The following is a 25202-nucleotide window of genomic DNA, read 5'->3' as shown; positions in this document are numbered from 1 at the left end:
GAGTAAATGAACTCGAAAATCCGAACTCATCGCGCCACTGCAGCGGATCTGGAGTAAATGAACTCGAAAATCCGAACTCATCGCGCCACCTGCAGCGGATCTGGAGTAAATGAACTCGAAAAACCGTACTCGTTGCGCCACTTTGGCCTGTCTGGAGTAAATGAACTCGAAAAAACGAACTCGTTGCGCTGCTGCAGCGGGTCTAGAGCCAACGAATGCGAAAAACCGAACTCATTGCGCCGCTGTGGCGTGTCTGGAGTAAATGAACATGAAAAACTGAACTCGTTGCGCTGCTGCAGCGGGTCTAGAGCCAACGAACACGAAAAAACGAACTCGTTGCGCCACTATGACGGTTCTGGAGCCAATGAATGCGATAATCCGAACTCGTTGCGCCGCTGCGACGAGTCTGGAGCCAACGAACTTGAAAATCCGAACTTATCGCGCCACTACAGCGGTTCCAAAGCCAACGAATGCGAAAAACCACACTCATCGCGCCACTGCAGCGGATCTAGAGCCAGCGAACGCGAAAAACCACACTCATTCCAGCCGCTGATCGCGCCCGCGCCCCCGCGCCCGCGCATGGCGCGCACGGCGCGCGTCAGCTTCTTTTTTTCCTAAACCTATGGAGTACAGACAGCACAATGCCAACCACCAGCGCGCCGAAGCTGGCGTAGATAAGACACCACTTGATTAGTGTAAAGACGGGCGTCATCTCGGCAATGACGGGAGTCCGGGCAGGATAGCGGTACATCACCAGCGAGGAGCCGAGATTCTCCAGCCAGTCAAACCCCCAGCCGCCCAGTGGCAGCAGATTGACAGCCCTCCACCGACTGCCCGAGGACAGAAAGACATATGCGGCAGTCAAAGCAATCGTCAGGAAGCCCAGGTACACCAGCGGCCAGATCACATCAAAGGTAAAGCGCGCCTCAATGTAATGTGCTCGTCCCTCCTCCCCATAGATCTCTGCAATCCGGTACAAGTCTGCCGAGGTGTACCACAGCGAGGAATCCGGAGATTCCCCGCTCCCCGATGCGGACTCCGACAAGCTTGCCTGCCTTGGCAGGACCCATGCGATAAAGCCCGCGAACACCAATACCGCCACAGCAACCCACTTCCAATTCACCATCTGGTACAGACGCTCTGTAAAAAATATAACCCACCGACGCATTCCCCGGCCTCCTCATCCCTGTTAGAATCACCCGGCACGATCCCGGGCTGAGCATGACATCAATTTGACCCTCACAACTCCTCACGACTTCAAACACATCCAAAATATCAACCCTTCGCTTAAATCTGTACTGCGCGTTGCTCCCAGCGCGCGGTGGTGCGAAACGGGTGTCACACGCCAATCTATAATCATCCCGAAATCCAAGCGAACTGCGCGGAGCGCGAAACCTGTCTCAACCGCTCACTCTCTATCCATACCCATATCCCCGTCCATTGTCCCTGCACCTGGCTTACATCAGCACTCTATATAAAAAAACAACCCCGCGTCCTTTTCCTGCCCTCAGGCATTCCAGGAGATGACGGGGCTGTAAGCCGCTCAGGCCTAAACCTGCATGTTGTTTAGTCTTTGATCCGCCTGCCGCAGACTCTGCACACTGCGTTCATTACTGTATAGCAGTTCATCCACGGAAGCCTTCAGCTCCTCCATGGTCGCCGCCGTTTGCTGGGAAATCGAAATAAATTCATGGGTCACATCATAAGTGGACTGATTGGCTTCCGTTACACCGGTAATCATCCTTTCCATTTCCTCCGCCTTACCATTCAAATTCCCAATGTCCGCGTCGATCTGCTGGAAGGCTGCCCGGGCGCTTGAAGTCGTCTCCGAGCTGCCTGCGACTCTGGACACAACCTCATTCAGGCGGTGCAGCGTGTTCTGGGAGTACATCGTAATATCCGATAAATTGTTCGAAATCCGTTTGGCAGAATCACCGGCAGATTCTGAAAGCTTGCGAATCTCGCTGGCAATGATCAAAAAGCCTGCTCCATACTGCCCTGACCTGGCGGCCTCAATGCTCGCATTGACCGACAACAGATTCGTCTGGTCCGCGATAGCACGAATGACCTGATTGAAGCCCTCCGTTTCCGTAATTCGCCCATCCAGCTCCTTCATGCTCTGGGAAAGGGTGAGCAGTACCGTTTCCAGCTCCTTCATGAGCACATCCATCTCCGTGATCCGGAGACCGCCTTCATGGGAAGTCACCTTGGCTTGCGCCGCTTGCTGATTCAGCATATGCACAGCCTCCGTCATCGCTGTAAGCTGCTGGGAGGTTTTGTGGATGTTGTCGGTGATCGTTTGGGTGGACGCGGCCTGCTCGTTCGCTCCCTCCGTCATTTCTTCAAAGGCAGTTCCCATACGGCGGAACGCTTCCAAATTGTCAATGCTTGCTGCCGTGATCGAGGTCAGCTCCGTGGAAATGCCGGAGGTTTCCTGGAGGAGATGCTCTTTTTGCTGGGACATTTGTTCATATAAGGTCTGGCTTTGAGAGGAAGACGCCGCAATATCCTTCACCAGGCTTCCCGTAACCTTGGAGAAGAAGAGCAGGATGACCGACCCGAGAATGTAGAGATAGAATGCCGAGCTGGAAGCGTATTTTTCCAATCCGAGGACTTCACTTTGCCCGAACAAAATATACAGTATTAACACCAAACCACAGATAATCCCGGTCAACAAATAAGAGCGATACATGTACACCATCGACAAGATCAGAATCACAAAAACTGCGAACACATTAACGAAATCCGGCTTTAACATGGACACGCCAAACGTAATTAACGTATAGCCAACAATAGGTATGAACGGAATATAGGTCACAGCCCGATGCCGAAAATGAAAAAATGCAAAGGAGCCTAGCATCACCACATTGCCGATGAGGTTCATCAGGATCATGTCCAGGCTTGCTCCAAGACCAACCAGACTCCCAATCGATAATAGCCCGTTCATCACCAAAATTTTAAAAATCCAACCGTTCTTCCGCCGAAGGTCATCGCGTAAATGCTGCTGCAGATGTGTCATGCCTGAAGTCCCCTCACTCAATGTCGAATATTGTCGTAAATTGCTATAAATGATTGTACATGGTGACGCCTCTTTTCAACAGGATAATATTTCATGAATAGGTTTACGATTTGAAGACGTTTGTAAAAAAAAAGCAGCCCGCCCTCTTTGGAGGACAGACTGCGATAGGCATCATTTATTTATTATTGCTGGGCTTTGCTCTGTGCCAGCTTCTCAAGCATGACAGATATAATCTGTGCCCCTTCCGCCCTTGTAGCCTTCTCTTTGGGCGCAAAACGCTCATTGCTGCGGCCATTAACCATTTCGGCTGTATATGCAGCATCCACTGCAGCTACAGCCCAAGGACTGACCTCCTCACGGTCTGCGAAGCCTAGAGCTCTCCCCGGCGCACCAGTGCCCTTGGTTTGCATGGCATAGGCTCGCATGAGCATGACTGTCATTTCTTCACGAGTGAGCTCCTCATTCGGGCCAAAGGTGCCATCAGGACGGCCTGTAATGATGCCGGCCTGCACGGCTGCGGACAGCTCTTTGGCATACCATTGCTCCGGGTTTACGTCCGTAAAAGCCGCAGCATGCTCGAAGCCTTCAAGCCTCAGGCTTCGAACGAGCATGGCGGCATACTGAGAACGGGTCAGTGCCTGTTCAGGAGCAAACTGCGTATGGCTGATTCCGTTCATAATATGCTTGGCAGCCATGTTTCGTATAGCATGGTAAGCCCAGTGCTCTTCTTTAGCATCGACAAAAGCTTTTTCGTATTCCATAACCATATATTTGCCGGGTTCCAGCAGCTCAGTGACTATGAAGCCACCCCTCGCTTCCCCGCCTGCATATTTAACATGATCCTCTTCATCCCATTGGTACATGCCTAGCAGCTCCGTTTGGGTATCACTATCTGTTTTAAGCTGAAGGGTGAGCGGGCTGTTAAACTGCTTCAATATCTTCTCAGCACCATCTGCTGTAACGATGGACAACTGCACATTGTGCACAGCACTTGCCGGGTTCAACTTCGCTTTGTAAAGTGAGGCTGCTTCATTCATCAAGTCATTCATATTGCGCTGGAATGCGTCTGGTCCGAACTTCAGCTTAACGGCTGCACCTTCAAGCTGTGATTCCTTTAGAAGCGAGCGCAGCTGGGACAGCACGTTGCCAGGAACCTTAATCTTCAGATTGTCTCCGTCCACTACCAGCGTATGGATTGGGTTGAACATAGCCGAATCGCCATAGAGTAGCAGCTCTTGATCTTGAACAGTAACCGGGACACTCAGAATGCCTTGACTCACCTTAGGGTTCTTTAGGACCACCTGCCCCGGCACGTCTTGTGCCCGGATCGGTGTGGATGCCGGCTCCGGCGCAGGGTTCAGTACTGGCGAGGGAGACGGCTCCGGTGCGGGATTCGGTACAGGCCCTGGTGCCGGAGAAGGCACAGATCCTTCCTCTGCCTGATCTGCCAGCCCTTGACTGACTCCATCACCTAATGCTGCAGTGATATGATCAAAATACAAGGTGCTCTGCAGCTGCTCGCCATCCACCGCATTTACGTAAATGGCAAATTGCTGTACCTTAGGCAGATGCTGAGCATCGAGTTTTTTGCCGGCATTGGCGCGATCCCAGCTGGCGGTTGTAAAATCCTTAAAAGCAATTTCAACCTTCCTCGACACCTTGTTTCCAAGAGACGGATAAGCTTCAAAAGTAACGCCATTCGCCTTGAGCTGAATGACCAGCTTTTGCTTCTTTCCATCAGGTGTCATCCAGAAATGCAGCTCATTCCACGCTGACCAGTCCCGTCCTTCGGAGGACAACAGCTTGATTCGACCTCCATAGCCATTGCTGGCAAGGGAATAATCATACTGTAAGCCATACTCTCCCTCCCGCGCGCCCTCACCACTCAGGCTTAGCACAACAGGATCGCCGTTGGAGCTGTATACATTGTCCAGTGCGCTTTGATCACCACCGTAGTTCTCAAAGGTGTCCACAATCGCCGGATCCTCATGCGGCTCAGCTTCAACATTTAGTAATCGAACCTGATCCACATAGATCGGTCCGGTATAGTTCCAGTCTGTAGCAGCAAAAACAAGTACCAGATCTCGGGCTTCCGGCTCGTAAACCTCCAGAGAGACAGTATATTTCAGCCGCCCATCTTCTTTTACAAAGTCTTGCTTGGTCAGCTCTGTCAGGCCCTCACCCACCTTGACATAACCGCCGTCTGTTAAATTCATGATGAGATAGGGCTTGAATACACTGTCCGGTGCAGATTCCGGAATCAAAATATCATATTCAATCCTGTTCACTCTAGACATATCCACTTGGTGATGCAGATGAGGCAGCTTGATCTTAACCTCTTGGTAGGTCCCGGACTTCCCATTCGGCGCATCCGTAAATTGAGCCTGGAGACCAATAGACCCGCCTCCGACTTCCGCTGCATGGTACACACTGCCGGTTACGCTGGCATCTTCTGCCGTCCAGGCCCCTTCATAAACAGCTCCGGCTAGATCCTGATCAAACGTATATGCGTGCAGCAATAGTTCAGCATATACCTGGACCGCCGCCTTTTGCACTTGAATGGTCCCGTCTGTAAAGACGGCCTTGGCTTCAATCGTTACCTTCTGTCCATTATGCTCAGGTCCCGGGCTCCATACAGCTTCATAATAGCCACTCAACGGATTATACTGCATCATTCGCTCCGATTCCCCGTCCATGGAGTAGGTTACTGCTGTAACCGTTCCATTATAGGCGCCGGCACGAAGAGTAATGTCCCCTCTAACAGTTTGTCCGGGTGTCGGAGTCAGCAGATAGAAGTGCGGCTGTTTGCTTTTGCTGCTTACCTGCATGCCATAGACATTAGCGCCTTGAAGAGAATCATTGAAGGCCGTGTAATCGTCGTTATAAAAAGCGGTAAAGTCATCCAGCATCTCATGGCTTCCATACAGCGGGTGGTCACGATAAGGGACCCAGAAATGCTCGCTGTTTCCGTTCCGCCAGGTTAGTAAGTAGGTGACTTCTCGGGCTGCAGGATTGGCTTTGATCTTGCCCAGCAGCTGTGTGAACCATTCTTTGCGGGCATTGTTCGTCAGCAGCATCCCACTATCGCCGCTGTTGCCAGATTTCTGCTTTAATCCGACCTCTGTGAGTGCGGCTACCTTTCCTCTCTCTTTCGCCATCTTGGCAATGACAGCGGTATCTGCAACCAGGCCGTCCATCCAAGCTTCTGTATGAGCGCTGTCATAGGCATCCATACCTAAAATATCGACGTAAGCATCGCCAGGATAACGGCTTAAATAGCCCGCCTCTCCGTGGAAGCCGTTATTCGGAGAATAAGAGTACAGGAAGTTATGCACTCCTCTTACATCTCTCAGATACTCCACCGTGTATCGAAACAAATTTTTATACTCCTCCGGAGATGAGAATGCCGCTCCCCACCAGAACCAGCTCCCGGTATTTTCATGCAAGGGCCTGAATATAACAGGGATATCGCGACCCTGGCCATCCTTCATCTTCAGGGCAAATTCAGCAATCATATCCAAATACTGATTGTAGTCCTCGTTCTGATCTCCCCCAGGCAGAACGCGGCTAACCGCCGGCGTTGTATCCCAGGAACCCCCGCCAGTGACAAAGTTGGGAGCATGCATGCTTAGGGTTAAGATGCCATTACGTTCATAAGCCATTTTCATGACCTCAGCCAACGCTGTTCCGTTCTGCTCCCGGGTACTGGAAGGCAGCCCCGGCTCCTCTTTACCCTCAAGAGACAGCGTATCCCACCCATACACAGCCGGGAACGCACCCACGGCATTCAACACATCCGATTGAGTACCGTCGAACACCTCCATAGTAAGGCCCTGCGTTGTAGCATGCTGTTGCCCGAACAGCATCGACTTGCCGCGAATGCCCTGCATAAAGGCAAAGAGTGATTTCACCGGGTCTGAGGCTTGAGAATCAACGAGAGTGAGATCCTCTTTGCCAAAGCCTTCGGTTTGGATGACAGCTTGCGGTTTAGGGTCAATCACCGGTTTCACACCTCCGTTAAATGAAGCCTCCCAAAGCCTGATGTTATCAATGAACACGGGACCGTCATACACGATACCGCCTGCAACAAAGCCAATATGCAGCTTGCTCTTTCCCATTCCCGAAATCAGGAAGCTGGCTTCCATCTTAGCTAGCTTCTTCTGTATACCGTCAATTTCTTCAGTTACAACCTCCAGATCAGAGATACTCCGGTCATTCGTTCCGAGACCTTCTTTGACCCAGCCGGGGTCCAGCACCAGATAAGGCTTGAGCTGCGTGGAGTGATACGGCTGCGCCAGATCGTCCAGAGATATATACATGTCAAAGGTGACTTTCTTGGCCTGATGAAGCTCTGGCAGCTCCCCGCCTACACGAAGCTCCTGCCAATCCTTGGAGGGATCCGTCAATACAGCATTGATTTGCAGTGCTCCTCCAAGATCTGAGGTGTGCTCAAGAGGGAGAGATCCGAAGGCAGCCTGGTAAGCATGTGAAGCGTCCGTGCTCCACCCCTCCAAGCTTTGATTGAAGGTCGTCTCCGCATGTGCTTGGCCCGGCCCAGCACCTGATCCGGAATCATCCGAGACAGCAGCTGTAAGCACTACATCATCTACATAGACAGCGCCTTTAAAGCTGCTCTTATATGCTGCAAATTGCAGGATGAGATCCCCCTGCTGTCCTGCCTCGGTGATGAGATCCTCCTTATGAATTACTGCATATTCCAGACCGTTAATCCGTTGCCTTGTTTCCTGCAGCACGAAGTAGCTTTGCATGGTCCCCAGTGACTTCCAGGGGGTATTTAACCCGGTTTCGACTTTGAATTGACTCGATGCCTCCCAGCCCTCGATGGGCACATAAATGTCATACTCTACTTTAGAGTAAGAAGAAATATTGTGAATGCCAACCCCTATTGTAGCGCTTTCATAATCTCCCCCGCTAAAGCTCAGGTTTACCTTTAAAGCGCCTTCATTTTCCGGACGCTGTAAATCTCGGCTATGCTCCACTGCCGAAACAGGCTCTGCCGCAAAGTAGCTCCCCCATTTCTTGCTAAAGCCCTGGTGATTCTCTTCAAAATGAAACGTGAGTAAGCCCTTCTCCGTGGACTGTGAAGACACGGGTTCACCCGCAGCCACTCCGCCTGCACTGCTCATGACCATGGCTGACATTAACACCGAGGAAATCAAAGGCTTCCATCGCCATTTTCTCATCCTTTCGCCTCCTTCTATAACCTAATATTTAACTTATAATTTCTAATTATTACTTTAATATTAAACTTAATTAAAATCAATATTTACTTTAATAAAAGGTAGATCATCAAAAATAAGAACACAAAAAAGCACCAGGTGACAACCTGGCGCATTCATAAACGTTTAGATCTTGCTTGGCTCTGCCCCCATCTCTCGGGAAATTAAAGGCTTAACCGAGTCCCTGTAAACAATACGTCCCTTGACCAAAATCCTCCCTTGAGCAGCCTGATCATCTTTAATCTGGCTTACTACGGCACGGATCGCTGTTTCCGACATCTTCTCCATATCTACTTCAATCGTGGTCAAATTCGGTTTGGAGATTGTAGCGTACAGATCATTATCAAAGCCGGCCACCGAACAGTCATCAGGCACACTGTACCCGTTCTTCACCAAAACGCCAATGACGTTATAGGCCACTTGATCGCAGTTGCACACGAATGCAGTTGGCATTTGCTTCGGCAGCTGAATTTGGATATAGTTACCCGATTCATCACGGTCCGGAATCACATATTCATCGACCAATGGAATGCGGTGCTCCAGCAGCGATTTGTAATAGCCCAAAAAGCGGTCTTGTATACTGCTGGTAGAATGAATACTGCCTACAAAGGCAATGTCCCTATGGCCATTTTTGATCAGATAATTCGTCATCTCGTACATCGCGTAGTAATTATCGGTAATCACAGAGTCCACTTCTGTTTCATCTGTGTAGAAATCAAGAAATACGTATGGTGTCTCCATCGTCTTGAGCAATTCAATATATTCACTGCTGATCTGGCCCAGAATGATGAAGCCGTCCACTTTTCTTTCGTGGTAAAGCCGAGGCAGCAGGAGCTCCTGCTCTTCCTCGAGGCTCAGCACATACAGGATGCCGTAATAATTGAAGTCGCCAAGCGCACGAGCGATCGTCTGATAAAATTGCAGATAAAAGGATTGATTCGGTCCCGCAAATCTTGCTGGAATGACGACTCCGATATTGTAGGAGAAGCCCTCCTTCATTGACTTGGCGGCCAGATTGAACCGGTAGCCTAACTCGGAAGCCGTTTCCTTAATCTTGTATTTCAGCTGGTCACTGACCCCTTCTTTGTCATTCAGAGCCTTGGAGACGGTCACCACGCTTACATTGAGCTTCTCAGCAATATCCCTCATTGTAACATTGTTACGTATCATGAACACCCTCTTTTGTAATCCCTCGTTGATAGCATTATACACAATAGGAGGGGGTTTCACCAGAGAACGTTAATACACCCATGTGCGCTGCAGCGGCTGCTCCACCTGCAGCACTTTGAGCAGCATTCTTTTTCTCATATCATATAAGGCATCTTGATGCGCCGGGTGGTCTGCGAGGTTGTCATATTGCATAGGATCGTTCGGTAAATAATAAAGCGACTCTCGGCCGTTTTCTTCACACACATACCGGTAATCCTTGGTCCGGATGTTCTTCCAGCCTTTAAATTCCATCAGCGCTTCTTCTTTACCTGCAAAACATTCATTGTACAGCAGAGGGCGAAGGGACTTGCCCTGTAATGACGCAGGAACCGGAATCCCGCAGCATTCCAGCACCGTCGGCAGAATATCTACCGCCTCGGTAATACCGCTAAATACCCGTCCCGGCTTTTGGATGCCGGCAGGCCAGCGGATGATGCAGGGCACCCGGCTGATGCAATCCTCACCCGGATATCCTTTTTGATAGCGAAGATGTTCACCCAGGTACTCTCCGTGATCCGATGTAAACACTACGATCGTGTTCTCAGACAGACCCAGGGCGTCCAAACGGTCCAGCAGCTTGCCGACATATTCATCCACTTCGCTCACCATCGCATAGTAGCCCTGCTTTACCGATCGAAGCTCCCGGTCGCTAAAGTAGCTGTCGCTGCGCTGGGATTCCAGATGCGGCGGGTAGTTCGGCACCGACAATTGATCCGGATCATACAGATCCAGAAAGCGCTGGGGTGCCACCCAAGGCGTATGCGGTGAATAAAAGCCCGCAATACACATCCATGATTCATGCTGATGACTTTCAATGAACTGCTCCGTCTGCTCTGCAACGAAAGCAGCATGCGTCACATCCTCTCTCCCCGGGAAAGCCGCTGCACGTTTCGGTTCCCGCTCCGGATGAGTAATGTGATCCTCCACCGCCATGATCCGATTCCAGTCCTCTGCCGCCGGTGGAATGCCCAAGCTGATATGCTCCAGCTCTTCCGGTGCCTTCATCCTCACCCAGGCCCGATAGGCATCCTCGTAACAGCCCGGCTCATCTGAAATTTCCAGATGATCGAAGCCATAATCCGGGTGAATCTCGCGGTGATCCCTGTTGGAATGAGGAAGAAAGTGCAGCTTTCCTATGTTCCCGGTAACATAACCATAGTTTCTTAACAGCTTGGGCAGAATGACCGTATCTTCAGGAACGGGCACTGCCATATGGGTAATCCCCAGTGAAGAAGGATAGCGGCCGCTTAGAAAGCTGATTCGGCTTGGCATACAGATCGGATTTTGCACAAAATAATGATCCAGGTTCACTCCCTCAGCAGCGAGGCGGTCTAGATTTGGGGTATGAATCTCTGGATTTCCATTGGCTCCAAGTGCATCCCACCGCTGCTGATCCGTATAAATGAACAACACATTAGGTCTTTTCACGTTCCAGTCCTCCCCATTAAGCAGGCATGCCTCTCACAATGCGAATTAAATGTTACCGATGGCGCGATCCTCACCGACTACCTCGTCATGCTCTTTAATATAGGACACAATCTCTTCGACCGTGGTGAAACAAATGCCTACATAGGTATCGGCAGCCCCGTAATAAATCGTAATCCTGCCGGTTTCTGCGTCTGCAAGAGCAGCGCAAGGGAAAATGACATTATCGACAAATCCCTTTTCCTCGTACCACATTTCCGGCGTCAGCACGAAATTTCCACAGCGGTATTTCACTCTGGAAGGCTCCTCTGCGTCAAGAAGAACCGCTCCCATGCTGTAAACATAGCCATTGCAGGTCTGTGACACGCCGTGATAAAACATCAGCCAGCCCTCGCTCGTTTCAATAGGTGCGGGGCCTCCGCCGATTTTGAGGGACTGCCACCACCCCTGTCCGCCCTTGCTCATAACATGGCGATGCCGGCCCCAATACAGGAGATCCGGGCTTTCACTCAAGAAAATATCACCGAATGGAGTGTGCCCGCTGTCACTGGGTCTAGAGAGCATCACAAAGTTGCCGTTTAGCTTCTTAGGGAAAAGAACGCCGTTCCGGTTAAATGGCAGAAACGGATTCTCTAGTCGGACAAAGGTCTTGAAATCCGTCGTTCTTGCAAGGCCGATCGCAGCCCCATGAAAATCCGTGCACCAGATGATGTAATAGGCATCCTCCACTTTTACCAACCGGGGGTCATATGCATATCTCGGCTGAAACGGCTCCCCCTTCTCATCGACAAAATGAATGCCTTGCTCTTCAATCCTCCAGTGAATGGCATCATCACTCCACCCTAAATGAAGATGCGGTCTTCCATTCACGGTTTCAGCGCGAAACACGCCAACAAATGTGTCTTCAAACGGCACCAGCGCGCTGTTAAAAATTCGGGAAACCCCTTTAACCGGGTTACGCCCGATGACCGGATTGCTGGTATAACGCCATACCGGCCCGTGAAAGCCCTCCGGTTTCTTTTGCCAGGGGATGTGAGGCAGGCTCTCCCCGATGAGGCGAACTTGTTGTTCAGCAGATTGTGTCATGTCGATATCTCCTTCAGTCCATGTTATTTATTTTACTGAGCCTTGCGTAAAGCCATTGTAGATGTACTTCTGTAACGACAGAAAAGTAATCAGCGTAGGAATGATCGCAATCATAATGGCGGCACTGATGACTTCCCATTGAGATCCGTAAGGCCCTTTAAACTTGAACAAGGCAGTGGATATGACCTCCAGGCCTTCCTTCGGCATGTACAAGAACGGCAGATAGAAATCGTTATAAATGTTCACGCCCTTGACGATGAAAACAGTCACAATAGCAGGCATAAGCAGCGGCAGAATAATTCTGCTGAAAATTGTAAAGTACGAGGCTCCATCCAGCATGGCGGACTCATCAAGTTGAATGGAGATGGTTCTTAGAAACTGAAGAAAGATATAGACTGAGATGATATCTGTTCCCAGGTTCAGCAAAATAACCGACATTCGGGTGTTAAATAGTCCAAGCTGATTAATAATCTGGAATGTAGCCACCTGAGTGGTAACGCTTGGAATGAGCGTCGCAATGAGAAATGCGCCCATAATCAGCTTACTGCCACGGAATTGAAACCGGCTCAGGACGTAGGCAATCATGGTACCGATCAAGATCGCCCCGATAATGGACGCCAACAGAATAAACGCTGTATTTAAGAAACCGATCAGCATATTTCCTTCTACAAATGCTCTCCGATAATTTTCAAAGTTAAAAAAATCAGCGGGAGGCGCCAACGAATTACTCAATCGGTATTCCTCCGGCGTTTTAAACGAAGTAAAGAATACGATAACGATCGGAACGAGCGCAACAAAGGCACCCAGGATCAGTGAGCCGTATTTTATACCCTGGCCCAGCATTCTTTTTGTCGAATACATTAGTGGTCCTCCTTCTCGCCAAACAGACGCTTCTGCAGTAAAGTAACCAAAATGACGATAATCAGCAGGATCACAGCCATCGCAGATGCTAAGCCGAACTTGTTGAATTTAAAGGCGGTTTCTACGGTTTGAATAACAAAGGTCTTGGTTCCGTTCGCCCCACCCGTCATAATATACGGAATTTCAAATACGCTGATCGCTCCGCTTACGGATAAGATGATATTGAGCTCTACAATTTTACGGATGCTCGGCAAAATAATATGCTTGAACTGCTGCCACCTGCTCGCTCCGTCAATCTCAGCCGCCTCGTAAATGTCACTAGGTATCGACTGGATCGCTCCCAGGAAAATAATAAAGTTGAAGCCTACGTATCTCCAAACCGACGTCATGGCCAACGATATATTGTTAATGTCGGGATTGAGCAGCCACTTTTGGGTTATCGATTCGAGTCCGAATAGCAGCAACAGGGAATCCAGCGTGCCTGCAGGACGGAAGAAAAACAAAAAAATAAAGCCGATCGCTACACCGTTCAACAGAAAAGGGAAAAACAGCGCCCCTTTGAACACATTCTTGGCCCGCACTTTAAATGTAAGCAGGGTTGCGAAGTACAAGGCAATCGCCATTTGAAGAAATGTAGCGAAAAAATAATACAGGCTTACGCGGAAAACAGAAAAATACTCAGGTGTGCTGAATACCTTGACATAGTTATCCAGGCCGATAAATTCTCTATTCGCACTGAAGCCATTCCAGTTAAAAAAACTAAAAAACACCATGCGATATAATGGATAGTACGAGAAGGTGATCAATAAAATCATTGGCAGCAACGAAAAAGAGATAATAATAACCCTTCTTTGTGCTTTATAGCTTAAATTTGAAAATGAAAGTTTACTGCTCATAGGGTTCCCTCCGCTCTCGGCGCTCTAGACGGACATTTTGTATATAAGCGAGCGGGGAAACGAAAGGAATTTTCGCTTCTCCCGCTGCGGGTTTTTATTGTCCGGTCACTTGCTTCTGTGCTTCATTCCACTTGCTGTTCAAATCTGCGATGATATCCTCGAAGGACTCATCCCTTAAATCCAGAGCCGCTTCAATGATCCGCTGTTTGAAGTTTGGCTGCCAGAATCCGATTTCCGCCTTCTGATCAATCTGGTCCAGCCACCCTTCCTGCCCTTCCTTCGCAGGCACTTCTGCAATCAGCTCTACACCCAGTTCATCAAACGCACTCAAGGTTTCCGGCATTGGCTGGCCTTTGATTGGTGAAATCGCGCCCTGCTGCTCTGAAAATCCGGACTCTTCAAGGAACCAGTAGAACCAGGCCTTTGCCGCTTCTTTATTCTTGGAGTGCTTGCTAATCGCAAGCTTGTAGTCTCCGCCGCTAGCAGAGTACATTTTCCCGTTCGCTTGAGAAGGGAAGGGCATGTAGGCAATATCATCTGGATTTTCTGCAGCACCCTGCATTTGAGTAATTGCCCAGGATCCAAGAACCATCGCACCAATCTCACCTCGGCCCATCATCGCCTTGGAAGACTCCCAATCGGTTGTCGTAGGATCTTCTTCAATAAGGCCTTCCTTAGCCAGATCGTACATCAGCTTATACAGCGTGTGATGCGGCTTGCCAGGAGCAAAAGGATCTTGGGAATTAGGAAGCTGAATGTTTGTAAATTCAGGGTCTCCAGCGATCGAGAGACGGTTGTTCTCCCACTGATTTAAGGTCCAGCCGGCCGCGTAGTTTGTGTAATAAGGGATCGCATCCGTTTTCTCTTTGATCTGTCTCATAGCTGCCATAAACTCATCGGTGGACTTCGGAAGCTCACTGATGCCAGCTTGTTCAAATACGGCTCTGTTGTAGACAATGCCCTGTGCATTGACAATCATAGGAATTCCGTATGAGGTTCCTTCATGGCTTTTTTCTTGCGGATACATATATTTGCCGCTCAATTCCTCAATGGTGCCCAGCGGTTCAAAAAACTGTGGAAGATCGGAAGGAATGATATCATTCGGGATCAATAGCACGTCCCCGTAATCCTCTGTGTTCAGCCGCATCTTCACTTGTCCCTCATAATCGGACAATGCCTCAAAATTAACAGTGACATCCGGATACTTCTCGTTGAACTTCGGAACATACTGCTTCTTGAACACGTCATCGACAATGTCAGTACGATTCGTCAGGACCGTGATTTCACCGCTTACACTACTTTCTGAAGATGCTTCTGAGCCGTTAGGCTTGGCCGCAGGCTGCTCCGTACCTTCTTGATCTCCCGACCCGCATGCAGCCAGCATCGACAGCATAAGAATCCAAACCAAGGATACTGAAAGTAATTTTCTCATTCTTTTACCCACCTTTTTAGGTTATCGTTAACTTCATTAAATAATATAGTTTGTTAACGCTTACTTGTCAATAATTTTTAGCTAAAAATTATATTTATTATCTTAATAATAACCTTATATATTATATTATTTAAAGTTAATATTACCTAAATATAAGTGCAATGGTTATCCACCTTTGTTCATCTTTTATTGTTCATGCAAAAAAACGCCTTTCGCTCCCCCTTGAGGGCAGCGAAAGGCGTTCCTTCCATTCTGTGTATAGCCTTGCGTACGACTTCTCTTTCTTTAATCCCGCCCGTATACCTCAATTTGTGTTAATGCCGGGAACGGAGACGGATCGTCCGAGGGGATTAGCTCGCTCAAGGTTACCCACTCAATGCTTTTGGGCTCTACGGCAAAGGACTGCGGCTCCCCGCTCTTTTCCAGATGAACCACCTGCTTGCTGCCATCGGAGAAGGTCAGTGTCGCTTGTGTCCAATAGTTATCATGCGGGAAATCTGCACGAAGGGTCAAAGCTACGCTCTCCACCTCCACCGTTCGGCCAAAATGCACAGTAATCGCTGCATCCGCCCGCTGATTGATGCCCCAGGATTCGAACGGCCAAGATCCATGAGAGTGGGAAATGGTATTGCCGTTAATCGCGTTTCGTGGAGCAAATACGGACTCGCCCCGGGTCTGCACATTCGCTGAAGCATGCGGGAAGCACTGCTCATTGTCCGATTGATCAAAGCTGTTGTACGCGAGGTTCTTGGTCGCAGACCGCTCGTCCTCAGTAGCCAGCCGCGCCTGAAGCACATGCACACTGCCGGTAAAGGATTTCGGCGAATAGGATACCCGCTTCTCACTTGGAGGTACAGGATAACGATATGTATTCCCTTTCAGGTAAACATACGCCGGTGGAATCGTATCCTCCAGCTGAATAACGAGATAGACGCCAGACTCCGAGCTGTTCAATACAATGACATCGCCTTCTTCATAAGCCTGCTTGTACACCAGTACCGCCTTGTCCTCACCCTGGTGCTCTGCCTTTACCGTGCCGTCTGCCTGTTCAATGGAAAGTGATAACTGTGTCATCTGCAAAACCTCCGTTGTAATAAGTATGCCAAGCTGAAAGCGCCTTCGATTCCTTGCACGAAAACACCACTCTCCTTATTGTATTGGAATTGCCCTATAAAATCTCCCCTTTTGCCATAAATTATTGAAAAGTAAAAAAAGCTGCGGGACCAACTTGTAACGTGGGTCCTGCCTGGCTTAAGCTTGCTGCGACATCTCCCGGAGCTGCCAGCCATATCAGCCCCTTTAATATAATTTGAACACTTCAAAAAACCGATGAAGGCTCAGGAGATTATCCTGTGCTTCCATCGGTTTTTTCTGCGATTGCAAACGTTTATCCAATTCTCTCAATCATCAGCGATGCGCCTTGACTAGCTGGCAGTAAGTTTATAGCTCTGTTTATGCCGTACATCTGCAGACTTACCGTGTCTCCCGCCGAAAGATTTACAATTACACTTGCACTGAATTGGCTTTGGGGGTTATTGGGCTCGATCGTTGATGCCCTAACCTGCACGCCGCTCACATTGATTCGCGTGCTGACTAACAGTGGTTCCGTTAAGTTAATGCTATAACTCAGCTTATATCTTCCTGCTTCATTGACGATGAATGTAGTAGTTCTTGAAGAAGATATATACGAACCCATATTTTGTGCATCCGGCAGTGGTATGTCAGTACCGTTCATAACAACCGCCATAACATATCCACTCGTGTTAGCAGCAAAACCGGTATATGGACCGTAATCCATTCCGTCCGCTCCAGGAAGCCCCTGTGATCCGGCTGGTCCCACTGGACCGGCTGGACCTGTGGCACCTGGTGCTCCATCATTGCCTGCTGGGCCCTGTGGTCCGGCTGGTCCCGCTGGACCTTGCGGTCCTGTGGCACCTGGTGCTCCATCGTTGCCTGCTGGGCCCTGTGGTCCGACTGGACCTGGCGCCCCTGTTCCTGCCGGTCCCTGTGGACCTACTGGACCTGCTGGGCCTGCCGGTCCTTGTGAGCCTGGAGAGCCTGGAGAACCTGAGGAGCCCGATGGTCCCTGCGGCCCTTGAGGTCCCGCAGGCCCTGGTGGCCCGGCCGGTCCAATCGGTCCTTGTTCTCCATGTTCTGCTACTGGAGGCTTGATCGTCCGCACCTGATCAACCGCCTCAATTACAAGTCCGCTGCCGCCCGATGCTGTAAGCGTTACAGGCGTGCCAGGCAGCAGATTGGATCTTGGTATAGGTTTCTTGCTTCCTTTTCCATAGAACAAACTCTCATCAGTAATATCGAAAGAGAGCGTTTCTCCAGATTGCTTAATTGTGATAGTATCTTTTGTAATACTGCTGACAATTCCACTGACTGCCTTGCTCTTTCCATCCATATAAGGCAGTGCATTGGCAAGCAGTACCGTCATCTGAGCGCGGGTAACTTCTACATCCGGCTTAAATGTACGGTCAGTGAAACCCTGCATAATCTCGAGGCGAACTGCCGCGTTGACATAACCTTTATATTCCGGGGAAACTTGAGCAGCGTCCCGGAATGTCGAAGCAACTCCTGTGAGTGCCAATGCATCTCCCTCACGTTTTGTCGCCCGAATGATCAGCCTGGAGGCCCACTCCCGGCTCGCGGCCTGTCTGCCCCATGCAGAAAGCTGCTTTTCCTCGGCAGGGTCAATCAAGCCTTTCTCAATCGCCAGTGCCACATAAGGTTTGGCCCAAGTGTCTACTGAGAGAGGGTCAGTCTGGTTTTCGGTCTCTGAGTTGTCCCAGCCCAAAAGACGAATGACCTGCGCGATGGTTTCCTGTTTCGTCACACTTTCGTTAGGCTTAAAAGCTCCTGACGGCTCTCCTGTTACCACACCCATCAGTGCCATCTTTGAAATTTCTTTTTCCGCCCATGGTACCCGATCAATATCCTTAAACGAGCTGGCCGCCAACACATCCTCTAGCGGATTGAGCGCAACCACAACTGCAAGCGCAGCTAAGGCATGATACAACTTCTTCTTCATACATGTTCTCCCTTCGTCTTAGCCAGACATTTGTATGTACCGGGTGCAGCGCTGAAATCCATGATGTCTAAATAATAGGGTATTCCAGTAGATTATTGTCATATGTTTACAAATGAAAGCATTTCATATCATTATATCATTCTCTGGTAGAAAAGATACCTTCACCTCCTCCGGCAGCGGGGGATTGGATTTTACGAAACAGCTTCCCGCTTCTTGTCAAGCGACAGGTACCACTGTACCGGGCGGAGGTAGAGAAGCTTCATATCGTAGTGGCTGTCCTTGAAGGCGAAACGACTCGGCTGCCGGATTCACAAGCGAACAGGATGCGGATGCCCTCTTGCTGCTCGATACGCAAAGCTTGTATGTCAGACATGTGCCCCTCCTTGTATGTATTTCATAATTTAGTGTTCAAGTTTGGATGGGTTACGGATGTATTGGCTTTACCCGATTGATGAAATCGAATAATCAAATCTGTGGACAAATCGAAAAATAAAAAGACAGAGGCCCGTTCCAGCCGGCGCCTCTGTCGGTTGACTCTTATTCACTAGACATGCTCGATAATTTCAGCCACATCCAGTCTGGATTTCGGCAGTGCTGCGTTAAAATCGGATGGTGCCCGGTAGCCCAGCGCAACCACGACACAGGAGCTGAATCCTTTTTCATGCAGGCTGAATTCATCGTCGAGCGCCTGAAGATCCATACCTTCCATTGCGACAGCATCAATGTCCAGTGCCGCCACCCCGAGCAGGAAGCTGCCCAGATTGAGGTATACCTGCTTCTCCGCCCACTGCTGAACATCCTTGTAGTCAAATTTATGGAAGTCCACGAACATTTTTCGGCCGTTATGGTTATCCGTCTTGAAATTCCCTTGAGCAAAGCGACCGTCCTGATCTTCTCGATCTGTAAGATGCTGCAGATACTCTTCTGAAATATCTGTTTTGGTTGCGAACACCACCACTGCCGCAGCATTCAACACCTTGGATTTGTTAAAAATGAACAGCCCCTCTGCTGCACGAGCCATTCTTTTCTTGCCCTCGTCGGTTTGAGCAATGATAAAATGCCACGGCTGCAAATTGGTCGATGACGGGGCCAGCTGCAGCAAAGCCTCAATGTTCCTCATATTCTCACTTGAAATGCTTTTTGACGGATCAAACTCTTTGGCGGAATAACGCTTTTTCATAGCCTCCATGACATCCACGTGTGCACACTTCCTTTACTCTTGATTATGACCGGATCTGCCCTTGGTCAGTATGCACATGTGGAGATGGCGCTATTCGCGGCGTCTACTCCTCAAAATCCTCCAGAAAGTCTCCGTCTTCCTCGCTGTGAAAATCTCCTACATATTTTGCACGATCAAGCGGAGATGCTTTTTTTCGGTCAAGCCATACTATTTTGAGAATTTGACTCTGTAGAATCGTAACCACTTTTCCATCAGACTTTTTAATATCTACGTAGTCTGTTCCTACCTGACTTAAAAGCCCTCGGATGTTCTCAGACTTCTCCCCGGACACAACTTCAATGATAACCTTGCTGCCTTTGTGCCGGAACAACTCAAAATTCAGATTACTGTTGATCCCGGCCAGCCGAAGCTGAATTAGCGGTTTTACTCCTTTAATGATTTTGAAACAACGGTTACGATTGAATTTATGCCTGGAAACAGGCTTATGACAGGCACAATCCTTCGGATGCTTTATGACTTTGAGGTGACAGTCTTTTTTTACCCACGCTTTCGACCTCTTTGGGGTCCTATTCATGTTAAACCTCCGCATCATTTTTGTATTTACGGTATGTATATGCCTATACAAAGAGGTGTGCTTGAGTCAAATGCCTAGGGCCTAAACATTTAAATCCTTAAAACATAGGCATGCAACCAGACCCATAAAGGCGAAAACCCATATACTGTTCTAAACTCTTCTAGGAGGTTCCCGATCGGTGCAAAAATTAAAAACACGTGAAAGAATTGGGATTAGTTCGCCAACGACGTCTTTACCTGAACAACAATTTATTGAACTTCGAGCATGCATAGAAGAAGCCAATCATATTCTGCGGTCTCTTGGCAATCCAAAACAACCTGAAAATCCAAGACAGCTGCAGTTAAAGCTGGCTTCATTAATAAACAAGCATGTGAAATTGAACATTGCTTATCAAGGAATGTTCAAATCTTTGCAAGGTATACTCGTTCAGGCGGGGCGTAATTATGTGCAGTTATGTACGGGGAGTCATCAACGATATGTCATGTTTGATGACCTGATTTCGGTCACCACGAGTCTACGCAGCTCTAAATTTCCTCATCATACGGATAACCCTTATTTAAGTAACAAGCTAAATTGCCAAATTTTATACAATTACTCAGACACGGTTTCTGGAAGTGTGAGATTGCTGAATCGGTTTTATGGCATTCCATTAAGCGTCGCTCTGCTGGAGCAAGTCGGCAGGAAAATCAGAGTGCGTCATGCCCCGAATGTTGAAGTGTCTGGAATTTTGTTAGATACGACAGAGCAAGCGATTGTCATTCGAACGGCAAAGAAGAGAAGAACCATCGAACGGGTCCCTTTTGAGAAGATAGAGATTGTTTGCGTGGATCAATAGCATGAATACCCTCTTTGGCAGCATATATATAGCATCGGAATATGTTAAGTGATATCACAATCGTCAAGGAGGGGTGATTCCATTGAACGTCCAACATTCTCATTATCCATCATCCGATGAGGCAAATATAAATGGTATCTTTACTGATCTGCTCGGACAGGACATTATCCTTGTTCTAAACGCTTCCCAGCTCAACATTTTGGGTCAAACCTTCAGACCCATTTTCACCGGGACGCTGGAAGAAGTGAGAGGTGGATCCGTGCAGCTTAATCCCGCCATTATCAAGATGCCCAATGCGCCCAATTTTGTATTTCCGACACCGTTAAGCTTCCCGATCGAGCAAATTGCCATCTTTGCACCTTTTGATCTTAATACGAAACTTACACTTACCTGAGGAGGATGAAAAATCATGCCACCATCTGCGGATCAACAAAGCTTAAATGATCTTCGCCATCAATCACTTGTCGCTGAGTTTAGACGGAACATTGGAAACCGCATCCTTGTGTTGATCGCGTCGTTCCCTTTTTTCTATGTGGGTGAGCTTGTAGATGTTGAATCGGATACAGTCTTTGTACAATCAGAGTTTTCTAACGTCCCTGTGCTCGACAACGTTATACTGCGCACACATATTGATAATATTCAGGTGTATTTTATTGAGGCTCCCGGCACTCCGATTCCTGAAATACGACTATAAGAGGTGAACCGTGAAAAGACGATTTCATATTGTAGCGATCTCCGTCCGGATCGTCATCAACGACTTCGGAGATCACGACCCTGAAGGCAAAATGTATGTCCTGAAAGAGAATGAAGACAAGGTCAGAAGGCTGATAGCCAAAAACCCCTTCACTACCGTTGATTTGGTTCAACCCTTGATCATTCGGGCCAACGCCGGAGATGATATTGAAATATTATTTGAAAACAGGCTGAACGCTCCCGCCTCCATGCATATTCAGGATGTCGAATACAATGTCATGACCTCAGATGGAGCAGCTGTTGGATTTAACAGCAACACTACGGTCCAGCCGGGAGATACCATAACCTACTCATGGCATGCCACCCGTGAGAGTATCTGCCTGTTTAATGATTTTGGCAACACGCTTTCCAGTGAGCTGGGAACGCAGGTTCATGGTCTTTTCGGCGCACTCATCGTTGAACCCCGAGGCTCCAGCTGGACCGACCCCGAGACGGGAAAATTTATAGATTCCGGGATTTACGCGGATGTACATAATCCTTTTCTTCCCTCATTTCGTGAATATGCCTGGGTTTTTCATGATGAAATGGAGATTAATGATCTGACCGGGGATACACCTTTCAGTCCTCACACGTTACAGCCTGAAGCAACCCACACGGTAAATTATCGGGGAGAACCGATGCGAAACCGTCAACGACTTATTCTGAACGGAGTGGTTTCTCCCGATACGGAGGGCGAAGAGGTTCATCACGATTCGTGGATGTTCGGAGATCCAGCTACGCCCGTATTGCGTGCCTATGTGGGAGATCCAGTAAAAATCAGGCTCATTCACGGCGGAGTCCAAGAAACTCATGTTTTCCACTACCATGTTCACCAGTGGTTGTTTGAACCCACCGACGTCGAATCTGAAATTAAAGACTCGCAAGCGATATCGCCTCAGGCTTCCTACACCATCTCTCCACTTTATGGAGCAGGCAGTCTGCAAGAGGCTTTTGGGGATGTTATTATTCACTGCCATTTGTACCCTCACTTCGATGAGGGAATGTGGGGGATGCAGCGCATATTTAATACACTTCAGGACGGAAGGGGCAAATATCCTAACGGGAAACCGATTAAAGCACTGAAACCACTCCCGGACCGCCCAAGACCCCCTGAACCGACAAAAGCAAAGCCTGGTTTTCCTAATTTTATTCCCGGGATTGTGGGCAAGAAAGCTCCCAGACCCCCCCTTGGAATTGAAGGCGGCCGTCCATCAACGCGACTCGAAATCAACCAGTTTGCTCCCAATGCAGTGCCAGGAGCCGTATTTGTAAATCCGTGCGAGCCTGACATAAACCCTGACCGGGAATTTCATATTGTCGCTGTTCAGCTCCCTGTCGTTTACAACACTCATGGCTGGCATGATCCACAAGCCCGCATTTTTGTGCTGGCCGAAGATGAAGAAGCTGTATGCTCGGGGCGTAAAAAGCCTGAGCCGCTAACTATTAGAGCAAACGCCGGTGACTGTATCCGATTGAAATTTACAAATAAATTACCGGAGGTCATCGGAGGCAATGCTTTTCAACTGGTAAATCGGACCTATGAAGCCGGCCTTCATGTTCACTTCGTCAAGTTCGATCCTCTCGTTTCAGATGGTGCCAATGTAGGCTGGAACTATGATTCCGGTATATTACCCGGCCAGACTATTCAATATCAATGGTTTGCGGATGCGGAGCTTAAGGCGACGTTTTTTCATGATCATCTTTTTGCTAATCAACATCAGAATCACGGTTTGTTTGCAGCTATAAACATAGAGCCTAGAGGATCTCTGTTTTTATCTTCAGAAACAGGTAAAGAAATTAAGGCAGGCACACAGGCTACTATTGTCAATCCGTTTATCCCTGACTTTAGAGAATTCACTCTGCTCGTTCATGATTTTGCCTTCTTGTTTGATAAAGATGGAGATCCATTAAATCAGCCTCCGTTCCCTAGCTCTCATGATGACCCAGGGGCTATGGGGATTAATTACAGTAACGAACCCCTTCAGTTCCGGCTGACCCATCCCGACAGCGACCCCGCATATGTCTTTAGTTCTTGGGTGCATGGAGATCCCGCAACGCCGATGCTTAATACGTATAATGGGGATCCCGTCCGTATTCGGCTGCTCCAAGGATCTCATGAGGAATCTCATTCTTTTAATTTGCATCGCCAGCGGTGGAGAATGGAAAGAGGCGACCTGGATTCCGATCTTGTAGATCAGCAGCATATCGGAATATCAGAATCTTTTACCCTGGAGTTTTCCATTGAAGGAATTGGCGACTTTGATATGTTATATCATTTTGGCTCCATCGATGACATTTGGCTCGGAAATTGGGGAATTCTGCGCACGTTCGAAGAACGCGTTCCCCATCTTATTCCTTTGCCTGATCGCCAAATGCCTAGACGACGAACGAAAGCCTTGCCCGAACCGAATGGAAAACGACCACCTAAACCATCAGGTGAAGAAAATGTACCTGCGCCACCAGGAGCACCGGTCCGCAAATATGAAGTTGTCGCCTTACAAACGCCAGTTATTTATAACGATTTCGGCGATCAGGATCCGTTCAGCATCATATTCGCTTTAAAGGAAAATGTCGAAGAGATTATTGACAGCAGCCTTAATCCGGAGCCGCTGATCATTAGAGGAAACGTAGGTGAGATCATTGAGGTTACTTTATTTAATACACTGGATGATTTAAAGTTTCCACCTGATGATCAGCTGTACCCAGGTGTCCCGATTAACGTACTTCATAGACCGTCCAAACGAATATCGCTCCATACCCAATTGCTCCAATACGACGTTCGTTTTTCTGATGGTGCCACGGTTGGTTTTAATCCAGATCAAACGATTGCACCTGGTGAACAAATTACGTATCGGTGGTATATTGACCAGCAGATTGGTGCCGTAGGGCTTGTTGATATGGCAGACATTCGAAACCATCGTCATCATGGAGCTTTTGGCATGCTAATCACCGAGCCCCGGGGTTCTACCTACCTCCACCATGTTACCAGGGAACCTCTCAGCACAGGGAGTCAAGCGATTATTCTCAACGGCGGAAACAGCTTCAGGGAATACTGTATCCTGATGCACGATGGTGTGCGGCTTTATAATAAAGACGGTGTGCTCATCCTTGATCCTGAGCCGGTTATTCGAGTGGACGCGGAGGAAGAGACGGAGGATTTTGAAGACCAGGGCTCTCGAGGCTTTAATTATAGAGCTGAACGATTCAAGAACCGTCTTATTGCCAACCCCGATATTTCATTAGTGTTCAGCTCCACTGTTCATGGGGATCCAGCTACTCCGCTATTTTTGGCTTACCCGGGAGATCCGGTCGTCATTCGCTTTATTTTTATGTCCGATCGTGCTCGTGCACACACTTTTGTCTTGCATGGGCATCAATGGCTGCGAAGCGATGATGATATTAATTCACAGCTTGTATCCTTCCAAGGACAGATAAGTGTCGGTCATACGGATGACTTTCCTATTCAGTATGGTGCAGGCGGCTTTCTGGGAAAACCCGGTGATTATTTATACCGTTCAGGAAATATACGTTGGGATATCGAGCTGGGAGTATGGGGGATTTTCAGAGTATTGGAGAAAATGAGCCCCGAATTAGCACCACTCCTATTAAAGAACATATAAATTCATTCTAGGAATACAAAGAAGACACCTTCACTTTGAGCGGGTGTCTTCTACAT

At 48.6% G+C, this 25202-nt stretch carries 17 protein-coding genes; 4 read left to right on the top strand and 13 right to left on the bottom strand.

Annotated elements, in window-relative coordinates; all coding sequences use genetic code 11:
- Positions 1-598: 598 nt before the first annotated feature.
- The 13 genes from JJQ72_RS18840 to nfsB form a co-directional block, all read right to left on the bottom strand.
- Positions 599-1168: a hypothetical protein gene (locus JJQ72_RS18840; RefSeq protein ID WP_208204604.1), complete on the bottom strand. Its 570-nt coding sequence runs from the start codon at positions 1166-1168 to the stop codon at positions 599-601.
- Positions 1169-1549: 381 nt separating this feature from the next.
- Positions 1550-3019: a methyl-accepting chemotaxis protein gene (locus JJQ72_RS18835; RefSeq protein ID WP_208204603.1), complete on the bottom strand. Its 1470-nt coding sequence runs from the start codon at positions 3017-3019 to the stop codon at positions 1550-1552.
- Positions 3020-3201: 182 nt separating this feature from the next.
- Entirely contained in the window at positions 3202-8223 is a 5022-nt protein-coding gene (locus JJQ72_RS18830) for a glycosyl hydrolase (RefSeq protein WP_208204602.1), read from the bottom strand.
- A gap of 162 nt (positions 8224-8385) precedes the next feature.
- Complete coding sequence (locus tag JJQ72_RS18825; RefSeq protein ID WP_208204601.1) at positions 8386-9429, bottom strand: substrate-binding domain-containing protein; 1044 nt, start codon at positions 9427-9429, stop codon at positions 8386-8388.
- A gap of 69 nt (positions 9430-9498) precedes the next feature.
- Positions 9499-10896 (bottom strand): sulfatase family protein, encoded by a 1398-nt coding sequence (locus JJQ72_RS18820; protein WP_208204600.1) that lies wholly within the window; start codon positions 10894-10896, stop codon positions 9499-9501.
- A 45-nt stretch (positions 10897-10941) separates the two neighbouring features.
- Positions 10942-11979: a glycoside hydrolase family 130 protein gene (locus tag JJQ72_RS18815; protein WP_208204599.1), complete on the bottom strand. Its 1038-nt coding sequence runs from the start codon at positions 11977-11979 to the stop codon at positions 10942-10944.
- Between the two features lie 27 nt (positions 11980-12006).
- Positions 12007-12840: a carbohydrate ABC transporter permease gene (locus JJQ72_RS18810; protein WP_208204598.1), complete on the bottom strand. Its 834-nt coding sequence runs from the start codon at positions 12838-12840 to the stop codon at positions 12007-12009.
- Positions 12840-13736 carry a carbohydrate ABC transporter permease gene (locus JJQ72_RS18805; protein ID WP_208204597.1) on the bottom strand — a complete coding sequence of 299 codons (897 nt, stop codon included), beginning with the start codon at positions 13734-13736 and terminating at the stop codon, positions 12840-12842. The genes JJQ72_RS18810 and JJQ72_RS18805 overlap by 1 nt, the downstream gene beginning before the upstream one ends.
- Positions 13737-13830: 94 nt before the next feature.
- Positions 13831-15168 (bottom strand): ABC transporter substrate-binding protein, encoded by a 1338-nt coding sequence (locus JJQ72_RS18800; RefSeq protein WP_208204596.1) that lies wholly within the window; start codon positions 15166-15168, stop codon positions 13831-13833.
- Between the two features lie 285 nt (positions 15169-15453).
- Complete coding sequence (locus tag JJQ72_RS18795) at positions 15454-16242, bottom strand: carbohydrate-binding protein (RefSeq protein ID WP_208204595.1); 789 nt, start codon at positions 16240-16242, stop codon at positions 15454-15456.
- 313 nt (positions 16243-16555) lie between these two features.
- On the bottom strand, positions 16556-18205 hold the full coding sequence (locus JJQ72_RS18790; protein ID WP_208204594.1) for a BclA C-terminal domain-containing protein: 1650 nt from the start codon (positions 18203-18205) through the stop codon (positions 16556-16558).
- A 259-nt stretch (positions 18206-18464) separates the two neighbouring features.
- Entirely contained in the window at positions 18465-18578 is a 114-nt protein-coding gene (locus JJQ72_RS20575) for a nucleotidyltransferase domain-containing protein (RefSeq protein ID WP_217496384.1), read from the bottom strand.
- A gap of 171 nt (positions 18579-18749) precedes the next feature.
- On the bottom strand, positions 18750-19394 hold the full coding sequence (gene nfsB / locus JJQ72_RS18785; protein WP_279591747.1) for an oxygen-insensitive NAD(P)H nitroreductase: 645 nt from the start codon (positions 19392-19394) through the stop codon (positions 18750-18752).
- Positions 19395-20137: 743 nt separating this feature from the next.
- On the opposite strand from nfsB, the gene JJQ72_RS18780 reads away from it, so the two are divergent.
- The 4 genes from JJQ72_RS18780 to JJQ72_RS18765 all read left to right on the top strand — a co-directional run bounded on the left by JJQ72_RS18780 (position 20138) and on the right by JJQ72_RS18765 (position 25146).
- Positions 20138-20794, top strand: a complete 657-nt coding sequence (locus tag JJQ72_RS18780) for a hypothetical protein (RefSeq protein WP_208204592.1) — start codon at positions 20138-20140, stop codon at positions 20792-20794.
- A gap of 82 nt (positions 20795-20876) precedes the next feature.
- Positions 20877-21188 (top strand): hypothetical protein, encoded by a 312-nt coding sequence (locus JJQ72_RS18775; RefSeq protein ID WP_233281145.1) that lies wholly within the window; start codon positions 20877-20879, stop codon positions 21186-21188.
- 15 nt (positions 21189-21203) lie between these two features.
- Complete coding sequence (locus tag JJQ72_RS18770; RefSeq protein ID WP_208204591.1) at positions 21204-21488, top strand: hypothetical protein; 285 nt, start codon at positions 21204-21206, stop codon at positions 21486-21488.
- A gap of 10 nt (positions 21489-21498) precedes the next feature.
- Complete coding sequence (locus tag JJQ72_RS18765; protein WP_208204590.1) at positions 21499-25146, top strand: multicopper oxidase domain-containing protein; 3648 nt, start codon at positions 21499-21501, stop codon at positions 25144-25146.
- The last annotated feature ends 56 nt before the right edge of the window (positions 25147-25202 follow it).

The sequence above is a fragment of the Paenibacillus sp. F411 genome, from assembly GCF_017582705.1.
GTDB lineage: Bacteria > Bacillota > Bacilli > Paenibacillales > Paenibacillaceae > Paenibacillus_AQ > Paenibacillus_AQ algicola.
Note: the sequence above shows the minus strand (reverse complement) of the source record. Positions and strands in the feature narration are given on the sequence as shown.